31 protein-coding genes and 1 pseudogene are annotated in these 25,178 nt (G+C 64.9%); 19 read left to right on the forward strand and 13 right to left on the reverse strand.

The features are described from left to right. The 3 genes from glyS to SAS01S_RS16285 form a co-directional block, all read right to left on the reverse strand. On the reverse strand, positions 1–1,171 hold a 1,171-nt coding region (gene glyS / locus SAS01S_RS16275), incomplete at its 3' end, for a glycine--tRNA ligase subunit beta (RefSeq protein WP_157082858.1). Next, positions 1,168–1,551, reverse strand: a complete 384-nt coding sequence (locus SAS01S_RS16280; protein WP_245656952.1) for an endonuclease domain-containing protein — start codon at positions 1,549–1,551, stop codon at positions 1,168–1,170. The genes SAS01S_RS16280 and glyS, both read right to left, overlap by 4 nt. 89 nt (positions 1,552–1,640) lie before the next feature. Continuing rightward, entirely contained in the window at positions 1,641–2,495 is an 855-nt protein-coding gene (locus SAS01S_RS16285; protein WP_066811034.1) for a glycine--tRNA ligase subunit alpha, read from the reverse strand. Positions 2,496–2,687: 192 nt separating this feature from the next. On the opposite strand from SAS01S_RS16285, the gene SAS01S_RS16290 reads away from it, so the two are divergent. The 4 genes from SAS01S_RS16290 (at position 2,688) to SAS01S_RS16305 (ending at position 5,395) form a co-directional block, all read left to right on the forward strand. Then, positions 2,688–2,891 carry a helix-turn-helix transcriptional regulator gene (locus SAS01S_RS16290; RefSeq protein ID WP_066810957.1) on the forward strand — a complete coding sequence of 68 codons (204 nt, stop codon included), beginning with the start codon at positions 2,688–2,690 and terminating at the stop codon, positions 2,889–2,891. Beyond that, a complete protein-coding gene (locus tag SAS01S_RS16295; RefSeq protein WP_218016319.1) occupies positions 2,869–3,549 on the forward strand; it encodes a hypothetical protein in 681 nt (226 codons plus the stop codon). The genes SAS01S_RS16290 and SAS01S_RS16295 overlap by 23 nt, the downstream gene beginning before the upstream one ends. Before the next feature lie 65 nt (positions 3,550–3,614). After that, on the forward strand, positions 3,615–4,553 hold the full coding sequence (locus SAS01S_RS16300; protein ID WP_066810963.1) for a TraB/GumN family protein: 939 nt from the start codon (positions 3,615–3,617) through the stop codon (positions 4,551–4,553). Positions 4,554–4,645: 92 nt separating this feature from the next. After that, complete coding sequence (locus SAS01S_RS16305) at positions 4,646–5,395, forward strand: TraB/GumN family protein (RefSeq protein WP_169804978.1); 750 nt, start codon at positions 4,646–4,648, stop codon at positions 5,393–5,395. A 45-nt stretch (positions 5,396–5,440) separates the two neighbouring features. Here SAS01S_RS16305 and SAS01S_RS22610 read toward each other — a convergent pair whose 3' ends face one another. Next, positions 5,441–5,599: a ribosome modulation factor gene (locus SAS01S_RS22610; protein ID WP_157082860.1), complete on the reverse strand. Its 159-nt coding sequence runs from the start codon at positions 5,597–5,599 to the stop codon at positions 5,441–5,443. Positions 5,600–5,800: 201 nt separating this feature from the next. Here SAS01S_RS22610 and SAS01S_RS16310 point away from each other — a divergent pair, with 201 nt between their 5' ends. From SAS01S_RS16310 to SAS01S_RS16325, 4 genes are all read left to right on the forward strand, one after another. After that, positions 5,801–6,514: a 50S ribosomal protein L25/general stress protein Ctc gene (locus SAS01S_RS16310; RefSeq protein WP_066810969.1), complete on the forward strand. Its 714-nt coding sequence runs from the start codon at positions 5,801–5,803 to the stop codon at positions 6,512–6,514. Positions 6,515–6,593: 79 nt separating this feature from the next. Then, positions 6,594–7,163, forward strand: a complete 570-nt coding sequence (gene pth / locus SAS01S_RS16315) for an aminoacyl-tRNA hydrolase (RefSeq protein WP_066810970.1) — start codon at positions 6,594–6,596, stop codon at positions 7,161–7,163. 256 nt (positions 7,164–7,419) lie between these two features. Continuing rightward, positions 7,420–7,998, forward strand: a complete 579-nt coding sequence (locus SAS01S_RS16320) for a TIGR02466 family protein (RefSeq protein WP_066810974.1) — start codon at positions 7,420–7,422, stop codon at positions 7,996–7,998. A 155-nt stretch (positions 7,999–8,153) separates the two neighbouring features. Then, a complete protein-coding gene (locus SAS01S_RS16325) occupies positions 8,154–8,549 on the forward strand; it encodes a putative quinol monooxygenase (protein ID WP_066810977.1) in 396 nt (131 codons plus the stop codon). Here SAS01S_RS16325 and SAS01S_RS16330 read toward each other — a convergent pair whose 3' ends face one another. Continuing rightward, complete coding sequence (locus SAS01S_RS16330; protein ID WP_157082861.1) at positions 8,550–9,005, reverse strand: hypothetical protein; 456 nt, start codon at positions 9,003–9,005, stop codon at positions 8,550–8,552. 312 nt (positions 9,006–9,317) lie between these two features. Between SAS01S_RS16330 and SAS01S_RS16335 the strand changes: the two genes are divergently transcribed. The 3 genes from SAS01S_RS16335 to ychF all read left to right on the forward strand — a co-directional run bounded on the left by SAS01S_RS16335 (position 9,318) and on the right by ychF (position 12,793). Then, the gene (locus SAS01S_RS16335; protein WP_066810981.1) at positions 9,318–9,743 is read left to right on the forward strand and encodes a VOC family protein; all 426 of its coding nucleotides are present in this window, start codon (positions 9,318–9,320) and stop codon (positions 9,741–9,743) included. Between the two features lie 94 nt (positions 9,744–9,837). After that, positions 9,838–11,547 carry a hypothetical protein gene (locus SAS01S_RS16340; protein WP_157082862.1) on the forward strand — a complete coding sequence of 570 codons (1,710 nt, stop codon included), beginning with the start codon at positions 9,838–9,840 and terminating at the stop codon, positions 11,545–11,547. Positions 11,548–11,695: 148 nt separating this feature from the next. Beyond that, positions 11,696–12,793, forward strand: a complete 1,098-nt coding sequence (gene ychF / locus SAS01S_RS16345) for a redox-regulated ATPase YchF (protein ID WP_066810984.1) — start codon at positions 11,696–11,698, stop codon at positions 12,791–12,793. 126 nt (positions 12,794–12,919) lie between these two features. Here the strand turns inward: ychF and SAS01S_RS16350 are convergent, their stop codons facing one another. Beyond that, a complete protein-coding gene (locus SAS01S_RS16350) occupies positions 12,920–13,318 on the reverse strand; it encodes a MerR family transcriptional regulator (protein ID WP_066810987.1) in 399 nt (132 codons plus the stop codon). A 43-nt stretch (positions 13,319–13,361) separates the two neighbouring features. Between SAS01S_RS16350 and SAS01S_RS16355 the strand changes: the two genes are divergently transcribed. From SAS01S_RS16355 to SAS01S_RS16380, 5 genes are all read left to right on the forward strand, one after another. Continuing rightward, positions 13,362–14,099: a glutaredoxin family protein gene (locus tag SAS01S_RS16355; RefSeq protein WP_157082863.1), complete on the forward strand. Its 738-nt coding sequence runs from the start codon at positions 13,362–13,364 to the stop codon at positions 14,097–14,099. Positions 14,100–14,108: 9 nt separating this feature from the next. Continuing rightward, positions 14,109–14,408 (forward strand): hypothetical protein, encoded by a 300-nt coding sequence (locus tag SAS01S_RS16360; RefSeq protein ID WP_066810993.1) that lies wholly within the window; start codon positions 14,109–14,111, stop codon positions 14,406–14,408. Positions 14,409–14,445: 37 nt separating this feature from the next. Further along, positions 14,446–16,071, forward strand: a complete 1,626-nt coding sequence (locus tag SAS01S_RS16370; protein ID WP_245656954.1) for a hypothetical protein — start codon at positions 14,446–14,448, stop codon at positions 16,069–16,071. A gap of 100 nt (positions 16,072–16,171) precedes the next feature. Then, entirely contained in the window at positions 16,172–17,467 is a 1,296-nt protein-coding gene (locus SAS01S_RS16375; RefSeq protein ID WP_066811000.1) for an alkaline phosphatase family protein, read from the forward strand. Next, positions 17,464–17,928: a MaoC family dehydratase gene (locus SAS01S_RS16380; protein WP_066811002.1), complete on the forward strand. Its 465-nt coding sequence runs from the start codon at positions 17,464–17,466 to the stop codon at positions 17,926–17,928. Before SAS01S_RS16375 ends, SAS01S_RS16380 begins: the two co-directional genes overlap by 4 nt. Positions 17,929–17,931: 3 nt before the next feature. Here the strand turns inward: SAS01S_RS16380 and SAS01S_RS16385 are convergent, their stop codons facing one another. The 5 genes from SAS01S_RS16385 to petA all read right to left on the reverse strand — a co-directional run bounded on the left by SAS01S_RS16385 (position 17,932) and on the right by petA (position 21,860). Then, positions 17,932–18,384 carry a hypothetical protein gene (locus SAS01S_RS16385; protein ID WP_066811005.1) on the reverse strand — a complete coding sequence of 151 codons (453 nt, stop codon included), beginning with the start codon at positions 18,382–18,384 and terminating at the stop codon, positions 17,932–17,934. 116 nt (positions 18,385–18,500) lie between these two features. Beyond that, the gene (locus SAS01S_RS16390; RefSeq protein WP_066811008.1) at positions 18,501–19,040 is read right to left on the reverse strand and encodes an adenine phosphoribosyltransferase; all 540 of its coding nucleotides are present in this window, start codon (positions 19,038–19,040) and stop codon (positions 18,501–18,503) included. Between the two features lie 60 nt (positions 19,041–19,100). Then, complete coding sequence (locus tag SAS01S_RS16395; protein ID WP_066811011.1) at positions 19,101–19,964, reverse strand: cytochrome c1; 864 nt, start codon at positions 19,962–19,964, stop codon at positions 19,101–19,103. Positions 19,965–19,989: 25 nt separating this feature from the next. Beyond that, entirely contained in the window at positions 19,990–21,279 is a 1,290-nt protein-coding gene (locus tag SAS01S_RS16400; RefSeq protein ID WP_066811014.1) for a cytochrome b, read from the reverse strand. A gap of 14 nt (positions 21,280–21,293) precedes the next feature. Continuing rightward, positions 21,294–21,860, reverse strand: coding sequence for a ubiquinol-cytochrome c reductase iron-sulfur subunit (petA, locus tag SAS01S_RS16405; RefSeq protein ID WP_066811017.1), 567 nt, complete (start codon positions 21,858–21,860; stop codon positions 21,294–21,296). 145 nt (positions 21,861–22,005) lie between these two features. Here petA and SAS01S_RS16410 point away from each other — a divergent pair, with 145 nt between their 5' ends. Both SAS01S_RS16410 and hemF read left to right on the forward strand, forming a co-directional pair. Beyond that, positions 22,006–22,455, forward strand: a complete 450-nt coding sequence (locus SAS01S_RS16410; RefSeq protein WP_066811020.1) for a tRNA (cytidine(34)-2'-O)-methyltransferase — start codon at positions 22,006–22,008, stop codon at positions 22,453–22,455. Then, positions 22,452–23,294 (forward strand): oxygen-dependent coproporphyrinogen oxidase, encoded by an 843-nt coding sequence (gene hemF, locus SAS01S_RS16415; RefSeq protein WP_066811023.1) that lies wholly within the window; start codon positions 22,452–22,454, stop codon positions 23,292–23,294. The genes SAS01S_RS16410 and hemF overlap by 4 nt, the downstream gene beginning before the upstream one ends. Positions 23,295–23,298: 4 nt before the next feature. On the opposite strand, the gene SAS01S_RS16420 is transcribed toward hemF, so the two are convergent. Together SAS01S_RS16420 and SAS01S_RS16425 are read right to left on the reverse strand one after the other, a co-directional pair. Further along, entirely contained in the window at positions 23,299–24,075 is a 777-nt protein-coding gene (locus tag SAS01S_RS16420; protein ID WP_157082864.1) for a hypothetical protein, read from the reverse strand. Then, on the reverse strand, positions 24,072–24,890 hold the full coding sequence (locus SAS01S_RS16425) for a hypothetical protein (RefSeq protein WP_066811029.1): 819 nt from the start codon (positions 24,888–24,890) through the stop codon (positions 24,072–24,074). The genes SAS01S_RS16420 and SAS01S_RS16425 overlap by 4 nt, the downstream gene beginning before the upstream one ends. Before the next feature lie 152 nt (positions 24,891–25,042). On the opposite strand from SAS01S_RS16425, the pseudogene SAS01S_RS23185 reads away from it, so the two are divergent. Continuing rightward, positions 25,043–25,178, forward strand: a pseudogene (locus SAS01S_RS23185) (lipoyl(octanoyl) transferase LipB); the annotation flags it as partial.

Genomic DNA, 25,178 nt, shown 5'->3' on the forward strand with positions numbered 1-25,178 from the left:
CCTTCCCACTCGGCTGCGCCGAGCGGGCCCCTTCCTCTCCCACAGGGAGAGGAATTATCCCCTCTTCAACCAGCCAGCGCGCCAGCTTGGCGACGCGTTCGACCTTGTCGGCGACCGTCCCGAGCTTCTCATGAAACACGATCTTCTCGAGTTTCTTAGCCTGCTCCTCGAGCGGCATCTTGAGGTCCGTCTCGTAGAAGAACCGCGCATCGCTCAGCCGCGCGGCCAGCACCTTGCGGTTACCGTCGACGATCTTCACCCCGCCGTCGGCCGCATCGATATTGGCGGTGCAGACGAACGCATTGGCCAGCTGGCCCGCCTTATCCCGGCAGACGAAATACTTCTGGTTCACGCGTGCGGTGAGCTGGATCACCTCGGGCGGGACGCCCAGGAAATCCTCGTCAAAGCGACCGAGCAAAGGCACCGGCCATTCGGTCAGCCCGGCATTCTCCGCGACCAGCCCTTCGTCCTCGATCAGCTCGAGCCCGACGGCGTCGGCCAGCGCGGTCGCCTTGTCGCGGATGATCGTGCGGCGTTCGTCCTGATCGACGATGACGTGGCAGGCGTGGAGCTTCTCGGCATAATCCGCCGCCGAGCCGATCGTGATCGGTCCCGGATGGTGGAAGCGATGGCCCAGCGTCACCGCGCCCGATTGGACACCGGCGATCTCGGCCGGCACGATCTGGTCGCCGAACAGCGCGACGATGCCGTGCAGCGGGCGCACCCAGCGCAGGCTCTCGGTCGAGGACGACGCCTCGCCCCAGCGCATCGACTTGGGCCAGGGGAAGGCGCGGACGATCGCCGGGATCGCCTCGGCCAGCACCTCGGCGGTGTCGCGGCCGGGCTTGTCGATCACCGCGAACAGCACGCCGTCGCGCTCGACCAATTGATCGGCGGTGAGGCCTGTCTTGCGCAGGAAGCCTTCGAGCGCCTGGGGCGGCGCGCTGACGCGCGGGCCCTTGATCTCCTCGCTGACTGCTTCGGTCGCCTCGGGCAGATCGCGCGCGATCAGCGCCAGCCGGCGCGGCGTGGCGAAGGTGACGATCGCGTCAGCGCGCAGGCCGGCTTTCTCGAGCTCGGCGGTGAACAGCCGGGCGAGATCGTCGCGCGCTTTGTCCTGCATCCGCGCGGGGATTTCCTCCGAGCGGAGTTCGAGGAGGAAATCGGTCACGCCAAATCCTCCCCGTTTACGGGGAGGGGGACCGCGCCGGAGGCGCGGTGGAGGGGGCGGGCGGCAAACGACACGATCGATTGGGCGGCTTCGTCGGCATCACGCAGAACATCGGTCGCGGGAATGCGGAGCACCTGATAACCCTTCGCCTCCAACAACTTCGTCCGTTCGACGTCGCGCTCGGGGCGATCACCCATGTCGTGAGCAGCGCCGTCGACTTCGATGACAAGCTTGGCGGCTGGGCAGTAGAAGTCGGCGCGATAGCCGCCGATCGGATGCTGCTTGCGGAAAGCGATCCCTTGGGGTGAGCCTTTGAGCCTTTGCCAAAGCAGAACTTCGGGCAGACTCATCTTGCGGCGGGCGGAGCGGGCTTCGTACACCTCAGGGCGGCGTAGATTTGGCGCGCCCCCTCCACCGCGCTTTGCGCGGTCCCCCTCCCCGTCCCGGGGAGGATTTGGGACAGTCCCCATCACGCCGCCCACCCATTCTTCTCCATCCACGCCTGGCAAGACCCCTTAGCCAGGTCGCGGACGCGGCCGATATACGCCTGGCGCTCGGCGACCGAGATCACCCCGCGCGCGTTGAGCAGGTTGAAGATGTGGCTCGCCTCGATCGCCTGCTCGTACGCAGGGATCGGCAATTTGTGGTTGAGGCAATTCTCGCATTCGGCGGCCGCCTTGCGGAACAGGTCGAACAAGGTTTCGGTGTCGGCGACCTCGAAGTTCCAGGTCGACATCTCGACCTCATTCTCATGGAACACATCGCCATAGGTCAGCTGCGGCGTGTTGCCGATCGCGTCGTTATACGCGAGGTCGTACACGCTGTCCTTGTTCTGAATATAGGTCGCCAGCCGCTCGAGCCCATAGGTCAGCTCGCCCGCGACCGGCTTGCAGTCGAAGCCGCCCATTTGCTGGAAATAGGTGAACTGGGTCACTTCCATCCCGTCGCACCACACCTCCCAGCCCAGCCCCCAGGCGCCGAGCGTGGGCGATTCCCAATCGTCCTCGACGAAGCGGATGTCGTGCTTTGTGAAATCGATCCCGATCGCGGCCAAGCTGCCGAGATAGAGATCCTGGAGATCGGGCGGGCTCGGCTTCAGGATCACCTGATACTGGTAATAATGCTGCAGCCGGTTGGGATTCTCGCCATAGCGGCCGTCGGTCGGGCGACGGCACGGCTGGACGAAGGCGGCATTCCACGGGTCCGGCCCGAGCGCACGCAACGTCGTCGCGGTGTGGAAGGTCCCCGCCCCCATCCGCATGTCATAGGGCTGGAGAATCAGACAGCCGCGTTGGCTCCAATAATCATGGAGCGTCAGGATCATTCGCTGGAACGATAGAGGCTGGTCGGTCACGCGGCGGCTTTGGCCGAGCGCTTCGGGCCGGTCAAGAACCATGCTGCACACGCGAAGTCACGCTTTAGCGACTTTTTGTCAGGTGTTGTTGACATAGTCAGTGAACACTGTCATTTAGTCATGGAAACCTGACATTCACTAGCGAGTCGGGCGAGGAACGAGATGAAGAACCGCCTCAAAGTGTTGAGAGCCGAGCGTAACTGGAGCCAGGCCGACCTGGCCGTCCGGCTCGACGTCTCACGCCAGGCGGTGAATGCGGTCGAGACGGGGAAATACGACCCGTCACTGCCGCTCGCCTTCAAGATCGCCCGCTTGTTCGAGTTGCCGATCGAGGAGATTTTCGATGATGGAGAGCGCCGTGGATAAGGACGCGACCGGCCTCGGTTTCGCCGCGCTGGCTGGACGTATCGCGCTGATCGTACTGGCCGCGATAGGCGTTCTGGGTGGCACCGGCTTGATCGTGGGCTTCCTCACCGCCTTCAGCGAGGATCCCAACGGTACGCTGTCGATGCGTGATATCGCCATTCTCGCCGGCGCGGCGCTGTTCGTGCTGGGCTGCCTTTATGGCGGCTGGCGCGCGATCCGATCGATGCGAGCGGCGGATGTCGCGGCGGGAGCACCCACGCCGCGCGAGAACCGCAATCGCTTGGTCAGGGTCGTTGCCGGCTTGCTGGGAGCAGTGATCGGCCTGGTCCTGGTATTGCATCACGACACGCCGGCAAGCAGTCCGCTGGCGTTGCTCGACAGCCCATTGTCGCCGGTCATCGCGATCGTGCTCGCCTTGCTGGTCGGGGTGCTTACCCCGGCATTGTCGCTCTATTGGTATCTGCGCGTGGTCGATGAGCAGGAAGCGGCCGCGTACGACAAGGGCGCGCTCGTCGCGATCCACGCTTTTTGGGTCGGCGCGCCGGTCTGGTGGCTGCTCTGGCGCGGCGGACTGGTCGCGGCGCCCGACGGCGTGCTGATCTATGTCGCGACCGCGGTCATCGCCACCGTCATCTGGTTCTGGGCCAAATATCGCTGACCTCGGCCCATCCCGTTTCGGGGCGGCCCTTTCCGATCAGCCGCCGCCATCTATATGGAGACACTATGCTCGCTCTCTTTCGACGCGCTCTCCGCGCGGCAGCCCTGGCGCTCGCCACCCTTTCCCCCTCCCTCGCGAGCGGCCAGGCAGCCCCTGCCGCGAGGCCGGCCCCGGCCACGCCCGGGGTCAAGACCGTCGATGCCGATCCCGCCTTGTGGGTGGTGAAGGACAAGGACACGACGATCTATCTGTTCGGCACGATCCATGTCCTCAAGCCGGGCCTCAGCTGGTTCGATGACGGCGTGAAGAAAGCGTTCGACGCGAGCGATGAGCTGGTGCTCGAAATGGTCCAGCCCGATCAGGCGACGATGCAGAATATCGTGTTGAGCAAGGCGTATAGCTTGAATGGCCCGATCCTGACCGAGCGCCTGCCAGAGGCAGACCGGCCGCTCTATCTCAACGCCATGAGCAGCCTCGGCATCCCGCCCGCCGCGTTCGATCACGCGCAACCCTGGTTCGTCGCTACCAATTTGTCGCTGCTGCCGCTGATGAAGCTGGGCTATGATCCCAAGAGCGGCCCCGAAACCGTGCTGACCGCCGCCGCGACGACTGAGAAGAAGACGGTCGCGGGGCTGGAGACGCCAGAGCAGCAGATTGGCTATCTCGCCGGGCTGCCCGACAAGGTGCAATTACAGTTCCTCGAATCGACGCTCAAGGATCTGCCCAAGACCGCGGAGACGATGGACGGAATGGTTTCCGCTTGGTCGCGCGGCGATCCTGATGCGCTGGCCAAGTATATGAATGACGGCCTCGACGATTCTCCCGAACTCGCCAAGACCCTGTTGTTCGACCGCAACGCGCGCTGGGCGCAGTGGATCAAGGCGCGGCTCGATAAGCCCGGCACGGTGTTCATCGCCGTCGGCGCCGGTCATCTGGCCGGCGACAAGAGCGTGATCGATCAGCTCAAGGCGCTGAAGATCAAGGCGAAACGGGTCGCCTACTAATGGCACGCTGGCGCCAGCGCCTTGCTGCGCTCGGCGCCGTCCTGCTGGCGCTCGCCGGCTGCGGCAAGCCGCCGATCGAGGCGCGGCCGGCGATGTGGCGCGTCAGCGATGGCGATACGACGATCTACCTGCTCGGCAGCATTCACTTGCTCCCCCCCAACATCAATTGGCGAACGCCGCTGATCGACCGCGCCATCGCCACGTCCGATACTTTGGTGCTCGAAAGTTCCCCGGAGGAGTCGGTCGACTTTCAGGCAATGGCACAGGGCGCAAATCTCAAGCCGGTGGGAGAACGTGTTTCCCCGGGGAAACGCCCGATCCTGGACGCGATGATCGAGCGGTCGGGGATCGCCCGAGAAACGCTGGACGACTACAAGGATTGGGCTTTGGCAACCACGCTGGCGACGGGCGATGCGATTGCGGCCGGGGCCACAATGCGCGAAGGGGTAGAGGAGAAACTCTGGAGCGAGTTCGAGGAGGCTGGGAAAACGCGAACGGCGTTTTATCATACAAAAGAACAACTCGATCAGCTCGATTCTCTTCCCGAATCCGACCAAAGGAAAATGCTGGAAAACACTTTGTCGGGAAAAGAGAATTACGGGGAAACACTAAAAGCCTGGACGAGCGGCAATATCACCTTGCTCGAGAAGACGGCGGAGTGCACGCCGTTGGAGGGAAAACTCGTCGGTCAGCGCAACAATCGCTGGGCGCAATGGATCGCCGCGCGGATGAAACAACCGGGCACCGTGCTGGTCGCGGTCGGGCTGGGGCATATGGCTGGGCCCTATGCGCTGCCGACGATGCTCGCCGCACGCAGACTGAAGGTCGAGCGGATCGAATAGGCGGCGCATTAAAGCCGCCGCCTAGCCGTTGATTATCAGTCCCTTTCAGGCTTCCTTGTCGTCCCGCGCCTTGACCCCAATCTGCCAACCTTGCTGCCAGGCGATGCTGAACGCGCCCTTCTTATAGGGTGATACGGTTTCCGGCCTGCCCCGCTTGCCCGCGGCATAGCCTTCGCTCCATGCTTTATCCTGCGGGCCGGCCATCTAATTTCTCCGTGTATCGACCACCATCGGGCGGTCCTGATGAGCGGCGATAGGGGTTCGGGCGGACAAACTCAAACGAACCCGCGCAAGAACCTACCCTTGCGCTCCCCGCCTCTTCCGGCTACAGGCGCGCGCTTCCGTGCATGGTCATCCCTGGAGGCGTGCGCGGAAATCCAAGCAAACCGCATATCGGAGATTACCATGAGCGACCAAATGACGCTCGCCGCCGAGACGCGCGACCGTGGAGGCAAGGGAGCCTCACGTGATCTGCGCCGCAATGGCCGCGTGCCCGCCGTTATCTACGGCAACAAGCAGGACCCCCTCTCGATCCACGTGGAAGAGAAGGAGCTGGTCCGCCAGCTGATGACCGGGCATTTCATGAATTCCGTCGTGATGATCGACGTAGACGGCAAGCCCACGCGGACCTTGCCCAAGGATGTCGCGTTCGACGTCGTCACCGATCGTCCGATCCATGTCGACTTCCTGCGCATCGGCGCGCACACTACGGTTCACGTCAACGTGCCGGTCGTGTTCATCGACGAGGAAGAGTCCAAGGGCATCAAGAAGGGCGGCGTGCTCAACGTCGTCCGTCACGAGCTCGAACTGGTGGTCGATTCCGCTGACATCCCCAGCGAAATCCAGATCTCGCTGGCGGGCCTCGACGTCGGCGACGCGATCCACATCTCGAACGTCAAGCTGCCCAAGGGCGCGACCTCGGCGATCGACGATCGCGACTTCACCATCGCCACGATCGTCGCGCCGTCGGCGCTGAAGTCGGAAGCGGTCGAGCAGGCGGCTGAAGAAGCCGCGCTGGCCGAGGAAGCATCGGCCGAGCATGCCGCCGAAGTCGAGGCTGAAGCCGAGGCCGAGGAAACCGCCGCCGATGGCGAGGCCAAGGAAGGCGACGCCGAGTAAGCGTCTGCTTTACTGCCGAATTGATTGGGGCGCCGCGATCCACTGGATCGGGCGCCCCTTTCGCGTCTAGGGATATTCCATGCAACTCTGGGTCGGCCTCGGAAATCCCGGCGCGCTATATGCGATGCACCGGCACAATGTCGGCTTCATGGCGATGGACGCGATCGCCGAGGTGCATGACTTCGGGCCGGTCAAGAAGCAGTTCCAAGGCTGGACGCAGGAAGGCCGGATCGGATCGGACAAGATCCTGTTGCTCAAGCCCGCGACCTTCATGAATGACAGCGGCCGTTCGGTCGGCGAAGCGATGCGTTTCTACAAGCTCGAGCCCGAAGACGTGACCGTCTTCTACGACGAGCTCGACCTCGATCCGTTCAAAGTCCGCGTCAAGCGCGGTGGCGGGGCGGCGGGGCATAATGGCATTCGGTCGACCATCCAGCATATCGGCGACGCCTTTCGTCGCGTCCGGATTGGTATCGGCCATCCCGGCCACAAGGATCGCGTGACCGGCCATGTGCTTGGAAATTATGCAAAAAGCGAGATCGAGCCGCTGACCGACCTGCTCGGCGCGCTCGCCGCCGGGGCCGATTGGCTAGCCAAAGGCGACGACGCGCGGTTCATGAGTGACCTGGCACTGCGGCTGCAGGACTAGAAAGCGACGTCCGGCAGGCTGCCCGTCGAATCCATCCAATATCAGGCAGGATTGCTCGCCTATTTCGCTGGCCGAGGTCCAGGAGGAGAGTGAGTCGTGAAGCCTGCGTTTCTGTTGACTGCGCTGGCGAGCGGCCTGCTGATCGGGGGTATGCTGATTACGGCGTCGGCCGGGGTCCTCCCCGCGACCGTCCCGGCCACCGCCGCCGTCCGATAGGTGCTTGCATCGCCCGGCGGCGCGTGCTTCGCCGTGCCGCGTGACCGTCCGCGACCTCTTCGCCACTTGCTTCTATGACGCGCCGCTTGGCGACGATGCGCTGATCGCCGAGCTCGGCGATGCCTGCCGCGACCTCGCCGAACAGGATCGCGCCGGGCGCGGCTGGTCGAAGGAGCATGGCTATCGCGGCTATACGTCCTACGCCTCGCTCAACGATCTGCCGTTCAGGGATCCGCGCTTCGCCGATCTGGTCAAGCTGCTCGACCGCCATGTCGCGGCGTTCGCCAAGCAATGCGGCTTCGAACTCGGCAAGAAGCTCAAGCTCGACAGTTTGTGGGTCAATGTCCTCAGGCCGGGCGGCACGCATTCGGGGCATATTCACCCGCATTCGATCGTCTCGGGCACTCTCTATGTCGCGGTGCCGCCGGGATCGGGCGCGCTCAAGCTCGAGGATCCGCGCTTGCCTCTGATGATGGCAGCGCCGTCACGCCCCGGCACCTTCGTCTATGCCGAACCGAGCGAGGGCAGCGTGTTCCTGTGGGAAAGCTGGCTGCGTCATGAAGTGATGCCCAATGCGGCAAAACACGACCGGATCAGCATCAGCTTCAACTATCGCTGATCGCGCGATAGAGTCGTTTTCAGCTGCGCTGTATCGGTGCCAGCCCGCTCCCCCACCCGGCCGCCCATAGAATACGCTGTTGGGCGGCCGGGTGGGGGAGCGGGCTGGCACCGCAACCGTTTCAGCTTTGCTGAAACAGAGACTAGACTGCCCGCATGGCGATCGATCGACGCATGATGTTGGGCGTGACGGCTGCGGCGACGATGTTGCCGACGGTCGCGATGAGCGCGAAAGGAATTGCGATGTACGGCATGCTCGGGCGGATGAAGGCACAGCCGGGCAAGCGCGACGAGCTGCTCGCCTTGTTGCTCGAGAGTTCCGGCGGCATGCCCGGTTGCCTGAGCTATATCGTCGCCAAGGATGTGAAGGACCCCGACGCGATCTGGATCACCGAGGCATGGGACAGCAAGGAGCATCACGACGCCTCGCTGAAGCTGCCACAGGTTCAGGCAGCGATCGCCAAGGCTCGGCCGCTGATCGCGGGGTTCGATTCGAGTGCGGAAACCGAGCCGGTTGGCGGTATCGGCCTAGGGTCCGCACTCAAGCGCTGATCAGAAAGCGAACCGCGCGGACGCCGTGGCCACGGGATTGAGGCCGAATCCGCCGTCGCGCACGCCAGCGGCGCTCCAGCGGCTCGGCCGCGTCGGCATGATCGCGCGATCGCTGAGCGCGCCGCCTTCGAGACCCAGGACGAGCCCCCTCGATACCTCGCGGTCATAGCCCAGGGTCATTGCGGGCGTGGAGCGGCGGAACCCGCGCGACAAGCTGCGTCCGCCGCGAGTCATGTGCGGGTCGTAGAGAATGCCGCCGGTTGCCTGTTCGGCCGCAATCCAGAAATTGGGTCGCGCGAAATAGCGCGTGCCGACCGACAGTCGGATGCCCGATCGCTCGGTCGGATAGAGATCGATCATGCCGCCGACGAAGCGCGGACGGACCATGTCGTCCAGCGGCGTATAGCCGCCGCGATAGACGATCTGCGGCCCCAGTCGGGGTGACCTGGTGGGCAACAGTCCTACCCTCACCCGCGCCACGACTTTCGGTGCGGGCTTCAACACTGCGGGTTGGGTGTTACGGGCCTGAGCCGGCTGAAATGTGCACGCCAGCGCGCCGATCAAGAAACCGGCACAAATCGCCCTGATGACCATCGATTATCCCCTCGAAACGCCGCCCGTTTTCCCCCCGGCCGGCGCTTCATTCATGGAGAGTGTCATGCCCTTGGTCCGGACGCAACACATCAATATCGCTACTTTTTTGCCGATCGGCAGAAGTGATTGGCGAGCGTCCGGAGACATGGGCAAAGTGACGCGTTTGAGCCAGTTATGGTCCAGCAACAGATATCGGTGGTGACGCTTGGCGTCGGTGACCTGCCTCGCTCAAGACGCTTCTACGAAGACGGATTCGGCTGGAAGCCGGTGTTCGAGTCGGACGAGATCCTGTTCTTCCAGATGAACGGATTGATGCTCGGTCTATGGCTGAAGGACCGACTCGCCGCCGACATGCAACGCGACGCCGACGGCGGGTCCCCCGCAATCGCGCTGGCACACAATGTCGCATGCGAGGCCGATGTCGCCCCGCTGGTCGATCGCCTGGCCGTGCACGGCGGGACAGTGTTGCGCCAGCCCGATGCGCCACCTCATGGCGGCTTTCGCGGCTATGTTGCCGACCCCGACAACCATGTCTGGGAAATCGCGCACAACCCCGCCTGGCCGATCGACGCCGAGGGGCATGTCACCTTCGGGACATGACCCGACTCCCCGATGAACCGCCGGGCCAGCACCGATTAAGGAACGCGGCAGTATTCTTGTCCGTTCGGGTGGGCATCGAGTGGAGTATGACGCCGTGAACCAGACCATTTTCCGTCACCGCGGGCTTGCGACCGCGGCGACCATCGCGCTCGCCGCTGCGCTGTCGGCGTGCGGCAAGGGTAACGACCAGCAGATGACGGCGGCGGCCCCGCCGGCGCTCCCCGCGACGTTGCCGCTCGACGCCAGCCCGTCGACCGCTTGGCCGACCGCGCCCGAAGTCGCGGCACTGCCCGAGGCGAAGCCGGTGCGCACCGTGCGCGTCGCTAATCCGCGCGATACTTACGGCTATGCCAACGCCGCTTACGACTATCAGCGCGTGCTGAGCGACGCGCCGCCGGATTATTATTTCGATTACGACGGTGCCGATCCCTGGGCGTGGGAAGGCTATGACCAATCCGTCGTCTTCCTGGAGCCAGTCGATAACGGCTATCGCTCTTATTATTACCGTCCCGGCGCCGACGAACCCTATTTCGTCCGCGATCCCTATTATGGCTATGGCTATGACAACGGCCAATTGGCGGTGGTCTATGACAGCTATGGTTCGGTCGTACCGTATTCGGATTACGGCGCGCGGCTCGATTATGCCGGCCGCTATCTGACGCGCGGGCGCGATTTGTATCTGGCATCCCGCCGTGCCGACCGGCGCGCGGTCAGCGCAGCCAATTGGGAGGCGCGCAGCGCGGCGATTTCCGCGGCCCAGGCGCGTTGGTACGCAACACGCGACCGTCAGCCGCAATGGCGCGACTATAGCAGCCGCGTCGGCCCGAGCCAGGCCAATTACTGGCGCGAGGAAGGCATTCGCCGTCAGGCCGACGCCCGCCGTTTCGCGGCATGGCGCGACGATTCGTTCCGCAGCCCTCCGCCGCCGCGCGCCATCCCCGCGACCTGGTCCTCGGCAAGCTGGGCGCGCGACCAGAAGCGCTTCCTGCCGGCCAGGGACGATCGCGTGCGTTTGGCTGACGCGGCGCAAGCCAATCGCGGCGCGCCCAACATGCCGCAGGGCCTGTTCGCTAACCGCCAGCGGATCGAGCCGGGCAACCGGGCACCGAATGCCGTTGCGCCGCAAGCCAACGACCCGCGTCGTCAGGCGATCATCGCTGCCCGCGAGCAGCAACGCCCGGGTGCGGGACCGATGCGCGCGAGTCGCGAGCCGCAGGGCAACGCCCCTGTCGGTGGCTTCGCGCCGCGGCCTCAGGGTCAACCGAATCCGCCGCGTGTCGCCAGCCCCCGGGGCAATCCTGACCGCGCCCAGCTTGCGAACATGCGCGGCGATCATGGGATGCGCGGCAATGCCCCTGGCTTCCGCACGCAGCCGCAGCCGCGTGTCACTACCCCGCGCGCGCAGTCTCAGATCGGCCGCGGTGGCGGGCGCCCGCAAATGCCGGCTCCACGTCCCGAGCCGCGTGCAGCGGCGCCACGCTTCCAGCCGCAGTTCAATGGCGGCAACGATCGTCCGCGCTTCCAGGCGCCGCGCCCGCAACCGCAGATCGCCGCGCCTCGACCACAGGCACCGCGTTTCGGCGGGGGCGGCGATCGCGGGATGCGTCCGGCGCCGCAGATGAACCGACCGGCTTTCCAGCCGCGCCCGCCGCAAATGGCCCGCCCTGCACCGCAAATGGCTCGGCCCGCGCCGCAAATGGCTAGACCCGCGCCGCAAATGGCTCGCGCGGCACCGCGCGCCGCCGTTCCGACCGCGCCGAGGGGCGGCGGTGAAAATGGCCACGGCGGCGATCATAAACACTAAGCGGCTCTCGACCTGAGGAAGCCCGCAGCGGCCCGAGCTGATGTTCGGGCCGCCGCTCATGCTCACTCAGGATCGCCCCATCCTTGCCAGCGCGCGACCGGGCGAGTAGGCGCCGGGGCCTTCCCCCGAAAGCTTGAGGACGAATTACATGGGTTTCCGTTGCGGCATTGTCGGCCTTCCCAATGTCGGCAAGTCGACCTTGTTCAACGCGCTGACCCAGACGGCGGCGGCGCAGGCGGCTAATTATCCGTTCTGCACGATCGAACCTAACGTGGGCAATGTCGCGGTGCCCGATCCGCGGCTCGATAAGCTCGCGGCGATCGCGCAATCGGCCAAGATCATCGAGACGCAGCTCGCCTTCGTCGATATCGCCGGGCTGGTGCGCGGCGCGTCGAAGGGCGAAGGCCTGGGCAACCAGTTCCTCGGCAACATCCGCGAGGTCGACGCGGTCGTCCATGTGCTGCGCTGCTTCGAGGACGGCGACGTCACCCATGTCGAGGGCAAGATCGATCCGATCGCCGATGCCGAGACGGTCGAGACCGAATTGATGCTCGCCGACCTGGAGAGTCTCGAAAAGCGCGTGCCCAATTTCGCCAAGAAGGCGGCGCAGGGCGACAAGGAAGCGAAGATCGCCGCGAGCGTCTTGAGCCAAGCGCTCGACCTGCTGCGCGACGGCAAGCCGGCGCGGCTGACCCAGCCCAGGGATGCCGAGGAAGCGCGCGTGTTCGCGCAGGCCCAGTTGCTGACCGCCAAGCCTGTCCTCTATGTCTGCAATGTCGAAGAGGCCAACGCCGCCGATGGCAACGCGCATTCGGCACGCGTATTCGAAAAGGCCAAGGCTGAGGGCGCCGAGGCAGTGATCGTCTCCGCCGCGATCGAGGCGGAAATCGCGACCATGCCCGCAGAGGATCGCGGCGAATTCCTCGCCGAACTCGGGCTGGAGGAAACCGGCCTCGCCCGCGTCATCCGCGCCGGATACAAGCTCCTTCACCTCCTCACCTTCTTCACCGTCGGGCCCAAGGAAGCGCGCGCCTGGACCGTCCATGCCGGCGCCACCGCGCCCGAGGCGGCGGGTGAGATCCACACCGATTTCGAAAAAGGCTTCATCCGCGCCGAGACGATCGCCTACGACGACTACGTCGCGCTGGGCGGCGAGAGCCGCGCGCGCGAAGCCGGCAAGCTCCGCGCCGAGGGCAAGGCGTACGTCGTTCATGACGGCGACGTGATGCACTTCCTGCATAGTTGAGAACGGCGGAGCGGTTCCGCTTAGGTATCCAGACTTCCTTGTGCTCCTGCGAAAGCGGGAGCCCAGGGCGGCAAGCGATTTCCCTTGTGACTCTGGGCTCCTGCTTTCGCAGGAGCACCGTTTCTATCACCCAGCCTCGAACGCCCGCAGGATCGGGCAGGGTCCGGCACCCGAACTCGCGCAGTCGCGCGCCAGTCGCGAGAGCGAGGCCCGCGCCTCCTGCAATTCGGCGATCTTGGCATCGAGCGCGGCGATCCGCTCGGTCGCGAGCGCGCGTGCCCTGGCGCGGTCATCGGTGGTATCGAGCTCCAGCAATTCGCCGATCTGGTCGAGCGTGAAGCCGGCGCCCTGCGCCGCGCGGATGAAGCGTAGCCGCTGCACGTCGGGCGCGCCGTAGCGGCGCACGCCGCCATACAATTCATCGCGAGCCGGCTCCTCGAGTAAGCCACGGCGTTGATAATAGCGGATGGTCTCGACGCCGACCCCGCCCGCCGCGGCCAATTTACCGATCGTCATTCCCGCCATGCTTGACTCCGTACCACGGTACGGGACCTATATGGAGCGCGTCATGGAAAACGCAAAGCACGCAACGCTCTATCGCATGGTCATGCCCGAGCATGTCTGCCCCTATGGCCTCAAATCGAAATGGCTGCTCGAATCGCACGGTTATCAAGTCGACGATCACTGGCTGCGGACGCGCGAGGAAACCGACGCGTTCAAGGCCGAGCACAACGTCGCCACCACGCCGCAGACGTTCATCCAGGGCGAGCGCGTGGGCGGCAACGACGATCTCCGCCGCTTTTTCGGCAAGCACCTGCCGGCCAAGGACGAGACCAGCTACCGCCCCGTCATCGCCGTGTTCGCGGTGACCGCGCTGATGGCACTGGCCGCCAGCCAGGCGGCGATGGGGTCGCCATTCACCATCATGGCGGGGGAATGGTTCATCGCGTTCAGCATGTGCGTGCTGGCGATCCTGAAACTGCAGGATGTCGAACGCTTCTCGACGATGTTTCTCAATTACGATCTGCTGGCGCGGCGCTGGGTGCCTTATGCCTATATCTACCCATTCGCCGAGGCGCTGGCAGGCGTCCTGATGATCGCCGGCAGCGCCAAGTGGCTGTCGATTCCCGTTGCGTTGTTCATCGGCGGCATCGGTGCGGCGTCGGTGTTCAAGGCGGTCTATATCGACAAGCGCGAGCTGAAATGCGCTTGCGTCGGCGGATCGAGCAACGTCCCGCTCGGCTTCGTGTCGTTGACCGAGAACCTGATGATGGTCGCGATGGCGATCTGGATGCTGGCGCGCTAAGGACGATTGATGCTGTTGCGACTGATCCTTGCCCTCATGCTTGCGCTCGGCGGGCCGGCCATGCCGGCCGCCGGGCATGAGGGGATGGAGCCGATGGCGTTGGCCGGGCACCGGATGCCCGACCCGCAGCCCAAGGCGCCCATGGCCCAGCAGCATCTCTGTATCGGCTGCGTGCCGATAGGTGACTGGTATGCCGTGCGCGTGCGGCCGCCAGTCTCGCTTCCCGCTCCCGAACCGATCTCGCGGATCGTGGCGCTACGCATGATGCCCGGCAAGGCGCCGATTCCGCCCCCGCCGAGGAATGGGTGAAGCCCCCAACGCTTCCCCCATTCCACGGAGATTTCCGATGATCAGTATCAAATGGCTCGCGACCGCCGCAGCGGTCGCGATGCTGCCTGGCATGGCAGCCGGCCAGAGCATGGCCGGCATGCCGATGCCCGGCATGAAGATGCCCGCCCAACCGGCAGCAAAGCCCAAGCCGAAACCGAAGTCCAAACCCAAGCGCAGTCCGGTGGCGAAGCACAAAGCCCCTCAGCGCAAGGGAACGGCTGCTCCCGCACCGAAGCCGATGCCGACCGATACCATGCCGGGGATGGAGATGGGGACGCCCGCTCCCGCCTCCCCATTGTCAACATCGCCCATGCCGCAGTCGATGCCGGGCATGGACATGGCGAGCCCGCAGGCGTCGCCCCCGTCGTCTCCCGTAGCCGGGACGCCATCCGACCAGGCGCCGGCCGCAATGCCTGGCATGGCCATGCCGATGCCCCAGTCCGGCGCGCCGTCGGGCCACGACCGATCCATGGCCGCGATGCCGGGGATGGACATGTCGGGGACGCCGTCCGCTTTCGGAACGGGATCGGGCACCTCGCGCCTGCCGGGAGCGGAAGGCGGGATGCATGGCCTTCACCTCGCGAGCGGCGACTGGATGGTGATGCTCCACGGCTATGTCTGGGGCGCCTATACCGACCAATCGGGGCCGCGTGGCCGCGACGAGGCGTTCGTCACCTCGATGGCGATGGTCGAGGCGCAGCGCGATCTCGGTGGTGCGCGGCTGACGTTGCGGTCGATGCTCAGCCTGGAGCCGTTGATGGGCGCGAAGGGCTATCCGAGCCTGCTGGCGACGGGAGAGACCGCCAATGGCGTGACATCCCTGGTCGATCGCCAGCATCCGCATGATCTGTTCATGGAATTGGCGGCACGCGTCGACGTACCGTTGGGCAATGGCATCACCGGGTTCGTTTATGGCGGGCCGGTCGCCGAGCCGGCGCTGGGCCCATCGGCGTTCATGCATCGCCGATCGGCCAAATACCTCCCGCTCGCGCCGATCACGCATCACTGGTTCGACAGCACGCACATCACTTATGGCGTCGTCACGACCGGGCTCAATGGCGATCATTGGCAAATCGAGGGGTCGGCGTTTCGCGGGCGCGAGCCGGACCAGCATCGCTGGGACATCGAAACCCCCAGGCTCGATTCATGGAGCGTGCGCGCGACGTGGAACCCCTCGCCTTACTGGTCCGCCCAGGCGAGCTACGGACGGATCGAGAGCCCCGAAGCGCTCGAGCCAACCGTCGATGAAGCGCGGACCACCGCGAGCGTGCAATATGCCCGTGGCGGCTTTTCCGCGCTGGCGGGAGTCGCGGTCAAGAACCGCTTGCCCGGGCGATCGCTGACTGCCTGGCTGGGCGAGGCGAACTGGGACATCGACGACCACCACAGCCTGTTCGGACGAGTCGAGAACCTGACCAACGATGAGCTATTCCCAGACCCGCAGGATCCGTTCCACGACCGTCCCTTTCGCGTGACCCGCGCCGAGCTCGGCTATGCCTTTCGGCTCAAATTGGTCGGGCCGGTGGAAGCGGCAATCGGTGGCAGCGGGTTCCTGATCGCCAAGCCGGCAGCGCTCGACGCGGCTTATGGCAAGTCGCCGGCGGGCTGGACCGGATTCATCAAGCTCAGTTTGGGCGGGTAGAGTATCGCGGAGAGCGTGATGAGAATCGCGCTCTCCGCTTCGGCTTGCGTGCGAAACCAAGGCCCGGCATGGCGGAGGCGGATCGACCGAGGAGCCGTTGATGCGCTGGATTGCCCAGGCCGCTTTTCTCGCCGCCGCTATCGCGTTGTCGGCATGCGCGGGAGTATCGTCACCGCCGCAAAGCGCGGCAAGCGCCCTTGCCGCACCGGTTGCGGAAACCGAGGCCAGGGCGCCGGTGACCATCCTGGTGTCGATCGATGGCTTCCGTCCGGACTATCTCGACCGCGGCGCGACCCCCAATCTCAACGCGCTGGCCGCCGCCGGGATCAGCAGCGCGATGCGGCCGAGCTATCCGTCCAAGACCTTCCCCAATCACTGGACCCTGGTCACCGGGCTGCGCCCCGACCGTACCGGTATCGTCGCCAACAAGATGCTCGACGCGTCGCGGCCGGGCGACATCTTCACCATGGCCTCGGACGACCCGTTCTGGTGGAACGCCGCAGAACCGATCTGGGTGACCGCGGAAAAGGCCGGGATCCATACCGCAACCGCGTTCTGGCCGGGCTCCAACATAGCTTGGGGCGGCGAGCGATCGAAGGAATGGCCCAATCCGGTGACCGGGGGCACGCGGCCACAGGATTGGCTTCAGTTCAATCAGGCGCTGAGCGACCGCCAGCGCGTCGACAGCGTGGTCGACTGGCTGCGCCGTCCAGCCGAGACCCGCCCGCGCTTCGTCACGCTCTATTTCGACGAGGTCGATACCGCGGGCCACGAATATGGTCCGGACGACCAACGCACGACCGACGCGGCGGCCAGTGTCGACAAGGCAATCGGGCGGCTGCGCGAGGAAATCGCCAAGCTGGGCCAGCCGGTCAATTTCGTCATCGTCGCCGATCACGGCATGGCGGCGATTTCCCAAGATCGGCTGATCGTGCTCGATAGGTTCAGCAATCCCGACGATTATGACGTGGTCGAGGACGGGGTCTACGCCTCGATCAATCCCAAGACCGGCAAGCAGACGATGGTCGAAAAGGCGCTCCTTGGCGCACACGGCCCACACCTCACTTGCTATCGCAAGGCCGAGGTGCCGGAGCGGTTCCATTATGGGAGGAACCCGCGCGTGCCGGCGATCCTGTGCCTGCCCGATGCCGGCTGGACGGTCGTCGTCCACCCACCCAAGCGTCCAATCGAGGGCGGCGCGCATGGCTATGACAATGACGCACCGGAGATGCGAGCGCTGTTCATCGCCAGCGGACCGGCGATCAAGCCGATCGGCAAGATCCCGACCTTCGATAACGTCGACGTGGCGCCGCTGCTGCGCGACCTGATCGGACTGCCAGCCGGTCAGGGCCTCGATGGCGATGACGCACCGTTCAAAGGAGCATTGGCGAAATGAGCGACGGCCTCAAATATTTCGAGGATCTGCTGGTCGGCACCAAAGCCAGCTTCGGCCGCTACGAGGTGACGCGCGAGGAAGTGGTGGAATTCGCCACCAAATACGACCCCCAGCCCTTCCACCTGTCCGACGAGGCCGCGGCGCAGACCTATTTCGGGCGATTGTCGGCGAGTGGCTGGCACACCGCCGCAATGGCGATGCGAATGGCAGTCGAGAATATGAGGGGCCAACGCTCGGCAAGCCTCGGCTCACCGGGGATCGACGAACTGCGCTGGCTCAAGCCGGTCTATCCCGGCGACACGCTGCGCTGCGAAACCGAATTGCTCGACAAGCGGGTATCGCAGAGCCGCCCCGAAATGGGCATCACCAAGGGCCGCACCACGGTGTTCAACCAGCGTGACGAAGCGGTCATGACCTTCGTCGCCAACGGGCTGATCCGGACACGGCCCCGGGAGAATTAGTTTTTAATGGCCGCGGTGACGCCCGTCGCCGCCATTGCCGCGTCCACCGCCGTTACCTCGCCAACCTCCGTTGCCACCGCCGTTGCCCCGCCAGCGATAGCCATCGCTGCCGCCGTTGCGCGGACCACGCTGGAAGCCGCGCCATTCGTCGCTGCGACCCGACCCACGCCATTGCGAGCCGCGATTCTGCCAGTAACGCTGCTGGTTCCCGTCCCAGCGATGCGGGCGGCGATAGCGATCGTAAACGTAATAGCCGCTGCCGGGGTAATAATAGCCGCCGTACCACCCATAATAGGGCGTGCCGTAACCACCGTCGTAAAAGTCGTTGTAATAATCGCCGTAATAACCTGGTGAGCCATAGCCGACGCTGACGCCGCTATAGCCATAGCCGTCGTCGACGCAGCCGCCCAGTGAGAGCAGCGACGCTGCGCCCAACACCATGATGCCGATCTTCATTGAAACGCCTCCATACACCGGAGCCGCGGCAAAAACGCACCGCTGCCACTAAGCGTACAAAACGATTCGGAGGCGAAATCAGTTCCGCTTGGACCGTTTCAGCCCGATCGGGCCGGTCAATGCCCTTCGAAGGCGAACAGCGAGGTGACGTTCACACCGTCGCCTTCCAGCGCGACGGAACCGCCGAGATCGGGCAGGTCGATGACGAACTGGACCTGATCGACCACCGCGCCAGCCTTGCGCAACAGGCGGATCGCGGCGCGCGCGGTGCCGCCGGTGGCAATCAGATCGTCGACCAGCAACACGCGCTGCCCGGGCACCAGCGCATCCTCGTGCATCGCGATGCGGTCGGTGCCGTATTCGAGCGCATAATCCTCCGCGATAGTCACGCCGGGCAGCTTGCCGTCCTTGCGGATCAGCAGCACGCCCGCGTTGAGCGGCACGGCGAGCGCGGCGGCAAACAGGAAACCGCGTGCTTCGATCCCGGCGACGAGGTCGACAGGACCATCGACGGCCGCCGCCATGCGCCTGACGGTTTCGGCTAGCCCCTGCGCGTCGAGCAGCAACGTCGTGATGTCGCGGAACATGATCCCGGGCTTGGGAAAGTCCGGGATCGTGCGAATCAGTGCCTTGAGGTCGTCATTGGCGTGGGTCATCGCGAACTCCGCGCTGGGATGACGATAGAAAGTGACGCGGCCGTTTCCAGCCGCGCCCGATCAATGCTTCACGTCGCGCCAGATATTCCGGTACGCGCCGAACGCCAGCACGCTCGAGCACAGCAGGAAGATGACGGCGAAGAAGCCATACTGGTGCCGCGTCTCCAGATTGGGGTCGGCGGTCCACACCAGGAAGGCGGCCACGTCGCGCGCCATATTGTCTACGGTCGGCTTGGTGCCGTCGGAATATTGCACCTGACCTTCCGATTTAAGCGGTGGCGGCATCGCGATGTTGAGGTTCGCGAAATACGGGTTGAAGTGCAGCCCGGTCGGCGTCTTGGCCTCGGGGAATTCCTTCAACAGCGCCGCCGGCTGATCCTGATAGCCGGTCAGCAGCGAATAGACATAGTCGGCACCGCCATGACGGGCGCGCGTCATGTAGCTTAGGTCGGGCGGGATCGCGTTGTTGTTGGCAGCACGCGCCGCGATATCGTTGGCGAACGCCAGCGGGAACCGGTCGGCCGGCACGCCCTTGCGGGTCGCGGGCTCACCCGTGTCCGGATTGACCGACGGAATGTTGTCGAAGCTGGCGGCGATCGCCTTCACCTGGCCTTCGCTGTAGCCGAGCCCAGTGAGGTCGCGGAACGCGACGTACTTGAGCGAGTGGCACGCCGAGCAGACTTCCTTGTAGACTTGGAATCCGCGCTGAAGCTGCTGTTTGTCGAACTTGCCGAACACGCCCGCCGAGCTCAGCCCTGCGTCGCGCGGATGCTCATGGTGGAATTCGGTTTCCGCCGATTTGGGCGCGCCCGTCCAGATTTTGGGCGTGCTGTCGGTCGCGACGCCCCATACGGTGATGACCAGTGCGATCGCGAGCACGCCCGCAAACGCCAACCCGACCAAAGCTGCAATCCAGCGAACCATCTGTCGTATATCCCCTATAGCTCGCTCAGTGCGCCAGCGCGGTTTCGGCCGGGCTCGTCCCGCCCTTGCCGGCCAGCACTGCCTCGGTGATCGAATTCGGCAGCGCCACCGGACGCTCCGTCCGCGCAATCCACGGCAGGATCACCAGGAAGTGCAGGAAGTAATAAGCCGAGCAGACCTGCGCCACGATCACGTACACCGGATCGGCGGGCGAACCGCCGCAATAGCCCAGGATCAGCACGTCGGCGACCAGCACCCAGAAAGCGGTGCGTGCCTTGGGCCGGTAATTGTTCGAGCGGATCGGCGACGAATCGAGCCATGGCAGGAAGAACAGCAGCAGGATCGACCCGAACATCGCAAGCACGCCCCACAGCTTGGCCGGCAGGATGAAGTCGGAGGTAAACGAACGCAGGATCGCGTAGAACGGCCAGAAATACCATTCGGGGACGATGTGCGCCGGCGTCTGCAACGGATTCGCCGCGATGTAATTGTCCGGATGGCCGAGCATATCCGGGAAGAAGAACACCAGCGCCGCGAACAGCAGCAGGAAGACGCCCAGTCCGAAGCCGTCCTTGGCCGTGTAGTACGGATGGAACGGCACCGTGTCCTGCTCACCCTTGACGTCGACCCCGGTCGGGTTGCCCGACCCCGGAATGTGCAGCGCCCAGATGTGCAGGATGATCACCGCTGCGATCACGAACGGCAACAGATAATGGAGCGAGAAGAAGCGGTTGAGCGCGGCATCGTCCGGCGCATAGCCGCCGAGCAGCCAGACTCGGATCGTCTCGCCGATCCCCGGGATCGCGGAGAAGAAGCCGGTGATGACCTGCGCCCCCCAGAAGCTCATCTGACCCCAGGGAAGCACGTAGCCCATGAACGCGGTTGCCATCATCAGCAGGAAGATGACCACACCAAGCAGCCACACCATCTCGCGCGGCGCCTTATACGACCCGTAATAGAGACCGCGGAAAATGTGGGTGTAGACGACGATGAAGAACATCGACGCGCCGTTGGCGTGCGCATAGCGCAGGAACCAGCCGGCATTGACGTCACGCATGATCGTGCCGTTCACCGACGAGAAGGCCGAGGCGGCGTCCGAGTGATAATGCATCGCCAGCACGATGCCGGTGACGATCTGGATCGCCAGCGCGGCGCCGGCGAGAACACCGAAATTCCAGAAATAATTGAGGTTGCGCGGCACCGGATAGCCGGCGCCCACGGCGTTGTACGCCAGGCGCGGCAGCGGCAGCTTCTCGTCGAGCCAGCGCATGAACGGCTGTTTCGGCTCGTAGTGATTGGCCCAGGGGAAACTCATCTTCTTCTACCCCCTTAACCGACCAGAACCGCGGTCGGTGACGTGAACTTGTATGGCGGCACGGCGAGATTCTTCGGTGCGGGTCCCTGACGGATGCGCCCGGCCGTGTCGTATTGCGAGCCGTGGCACGGGCAGAAATATCCGCCGAACTTGCCGCGATTATCGCCCTCGTTGATGCCGAGCGGGATGCAGCCCAGATGAGTGCAGACACCCAAGGTGATCAGCCAGTTCTCATGCCCCGGCTGAGTGCGCTTCTCTAGCGTTTCGGGATCGCGCAGTTCGGACAGCGGCACCGCATTGGCCTCGGCGACTTCCTTCGGCGTCAGGTTGCGCACGAACAAAGGCTGCTTACGGAACGTCGTGATGACGCCCTGGCCCGGCTGGATCTTCGACAAATCGACCGTAGTCGTCGATTCCGCGAGCACATCGGCCGACGGGCTCATCTGGTTGACCAGCGGAAAGACCACCGCGACCGCACCGGCGGCGGCGGGAAACGCCACGGCGGCGATATTCAAAAAGTCGCGACGGCGCGGATCGTTGGGCGACTCACCCTGCGGATCGTTATTGTCATCGGTCGCCATTCACCTGCCCTTGCACTTCAAATCCGGCGGCGGAACGCTCGGGGAACCAGCCTTTAGGAGGCCGCGCGCCCGCCAGAACCCTTCCGTCCCCACGGAAGTTGGGCGCCTGATAGACACGGGCATGCCGCTTTGCCAACGGGTTTTTATGCGCATCGCCCTTCACCAGCCCGACATCGCCGGAAACGTCGGCACCATCTTGCGACTGGCGGCCTGTCTCGGCGTGCCCGTCGATCTGATCGAACCGATGGGATTCGCCTTTTCCGACCGCGCCTTGGCACGCGCCGGGATGGACTATGCGGCGCAGGCCGAGGTCACACGCCACGCCGATTGGCCGACCTTTGAAGCGAGCGTCACCGGGCGCATCGTCCTTTTGTCCACTTTGGGCGCGGTGCGCCTCGACGCGGCGGAATTCGAACCGGACGACATCTTGCTGCTGGGATCGGAGAGTGCAGGCGTGCCGCAATCGGTCCATGATCGCGCCGATCTGCGCGTCATGATTCCGATGCGGCCGGGCTTTCGGTCCTTGAACGTTGCGGTTTCCGCCGCCATCGCGCTCGGCGAAGCATTGCGGCAGACGAAGGGATGGCCCGAATGAAGGAGCTGGACGTCGAACAGGCGACCGCGAAACAGTGGTTCGAGCAACTCCGCGACCTGATCTGCGCCGAATTCGAATCGATCGAGCGCGAGGCGGGATCCGACGCGCGATTCGACTATATCGCCTGGAACCGCGTGGACCCGTCGGGCGCCGATGGCGGCGGCGGCGTGCGCGGCGTGATGAAAGGCAAGGTGTTCGAGAAAGTCGGCGTTAACGTCTCGACCGTGGGCGGTGCGTTCGACGGCGAATTCGGCAAGACGATCCACGGCGCGGCCGAGGACCCGACCTTTTTCGCCACCGGCATCAGCCTGGTCGCGCACATGGCCAACCCGCACGTGCCGGCGGTGCACATGAACACGCGCTTCCTGGTCACGACCAAGCGCTGGTTCGGCGGCGGCGCCGACCTCAACCCGCCTTTGCCGGTGGCGGCGGATACCGCCGATTTCCACGCGACGCTCAAGACGGCGTGCGATCGCCATGACCCAGCGTATTATCCGCGCTTCAAGCAATGGGCCGACGATTATTTCTACATCCCGCATCGCAAGGTGCATCGCGGCGTCGGCGGGATTTTCTACGATCATCTCGAGGGCGACTTCGCCGCCAATTTCGCCTTCACCCAGGATGTCGGGCGCGCCTTCCTCGACACCTTTCCACGGATCGTCCGGCAGCGGATGGGCAATGCCTTCACCGATGCCGACATCGCCGCGATGCGCGAATGGCGCGGCCGCTACGCCGAATTCAACCTGGTCTATGATCGCGGGACGCTGTTCGGGCTCAAGACCGGCGGCAATATCGATGCGATTCTGATGAGCCTGCCTCCGGTCGCTACCTGGCCCTAGAGCGTCATGACGCTCTAAGCCGGCGATACGCCGCGACCTGGACCAGCGCCATGGCGATCCCGCCCAGGCCGCTGATCGCCGCTGCGATCACGTCGACGATCGCGCGCGCGATCGGATTGGGCGCGTGAACCACCATCCAGGAATCGACCTGCTCGAACGGCCAGGTCGCGATCGTCATCGCCAGGATCACCGTCATCACCGCCGCGGCGAGCGTGAGCGTGTTGCCGCGCGTCAAATGCAAGCTGCGGGTGATTGCCCTCAAGGCACCGACCGGGGCTTCGGCCAGCAAGGTCGGCGCCAGCGCGATCGTCCGCGCCAGCACCCAGAAAACAATCACGAAAAACGCGGCCATCAGCAACGGCACTGCCTGCGCCAGCAACAGGGCTGCCGCGATCGGTACGGCGATGATCAGTCCCGCGAGCAGCAACAGCGGATACCGCCGCGCCGCGGCGATCAGCGCTTTGCCCGCCGGCGGATGGTCGCCCGCCAGGTACAAAGCGACGATCGCGAACTGGCCGAACAGGACGACCGCCTGCGCCGCGATCTGCCAGCCGCCGTAATTGACCATCCATTGGGTGAGGCCCTGTTCATAGGCTGTCATCGTCACCGAGCCAGGCACCGCCTCGCCTGCCGTGGGCGGCGACGGCATGTCAGGAATGAACATCGCCATCGCCAGCGCGGGCAGGAAAACGAAAAGTCCAGCTACCGCCGTCAGCACTTCCCAGTCGCGCCGCCACAATCGCCAGGCGTCGCGCATCAAAGCCGGAAACGTGACTCTCACACGCCCTCGCGCGCCGACGTCGCCGCCAGATAGACTTTGGCCATGAAGCTCGACTGGACGACATAATAAGCCGTCGTCACCAGCCCGCCCAGGATCGCGACGATGATCGATCCGATCGCGAATGGCCCGGCGGCGGGATCGAGAAAGCGGAACAAGGCGCCGAATACCGAGGTCACCGCGATCGACGCGACGCCGACGACCAATCCGAACAGCAAAACGACGCCGAGCAGCTTCCAGGCGATTCCCCGGCTGAGCGCGAACGAGCGGCGCAAGGCGGAAACAACCCCGCCTTCCGCTGCCACCACGGGAACCAGCAGCGTGCTGAACCTCACCGAGACGAACACGGCGACGATCAGCCAGGCAAGGCCGTAAAGACCGATGAACCCGGCCAGGGCCGGCGAAATATCGGGCTTCGGCCCGGGCGCCGCGCTGGTCAACGCGGTCAGATCGACCCCGCTTGCGACCAACGCGAGGACGATCGGCAGGAACAATAGGACGAGCACGCCGAACAGGATCAGCAGGGCCAGCAAATATTGCAGGAAACCGCGCGTCGCGGTCGATTGCGCCACGCCGCGACCAGCATCCGGCCGCAGCGCCAGCGCGGTGATGGCGAGCTGGCCCCACAACATCGGTAGCAGCAGCGCGAGCACGATAGCTTGCCCCAGCCCCGGCGCAACCGCGGTGCCGGCAAGCTTGATCGCGCCGGAGATCGATTGCGGCGCGAAGATCGTCAGCAACGCGACCGGCACCACCGCGCCCAGATTATCGCTGAGGAACTCGGTGGTACGATCCCAGACGTTTCCCATATTGACCATATGCGGCCCTCGATTTCCCACATGCCGACCCAGTCGCCGGCCCGAGGACGCCTGACTAGGGCGTGCGCTCACGACTGGCAACGCCCTCACCCACGCATCTTATGGCGGCTGGCGACTTGCGCCCCGTCCCCGCGTGGGAGTAGCCCGGCGCGATGATCCCCGCCGATATCGAATGGCGCGTCTCGACCGAGCAAGTGCCCTATGCCGAAAGCGTGGCGGCAATGGAGGCCCGCGCCGCCGCGGTTGCGGCGGGCGAGGCGCGCGAGCTCGTCTGGCTGCTCGAGCACC

The sequence above is a fragment of the Sphingomonas asaccharolytica NBRC 15499 genome, assembly GCF_001598355.1.
GTDB lineage: Bacteria > Pseudomonadota > Alphaproteobacteria > Sphingomonadales > Sphingomonadaceae > Sphingomonas > Sphingomonas asaccharolytica.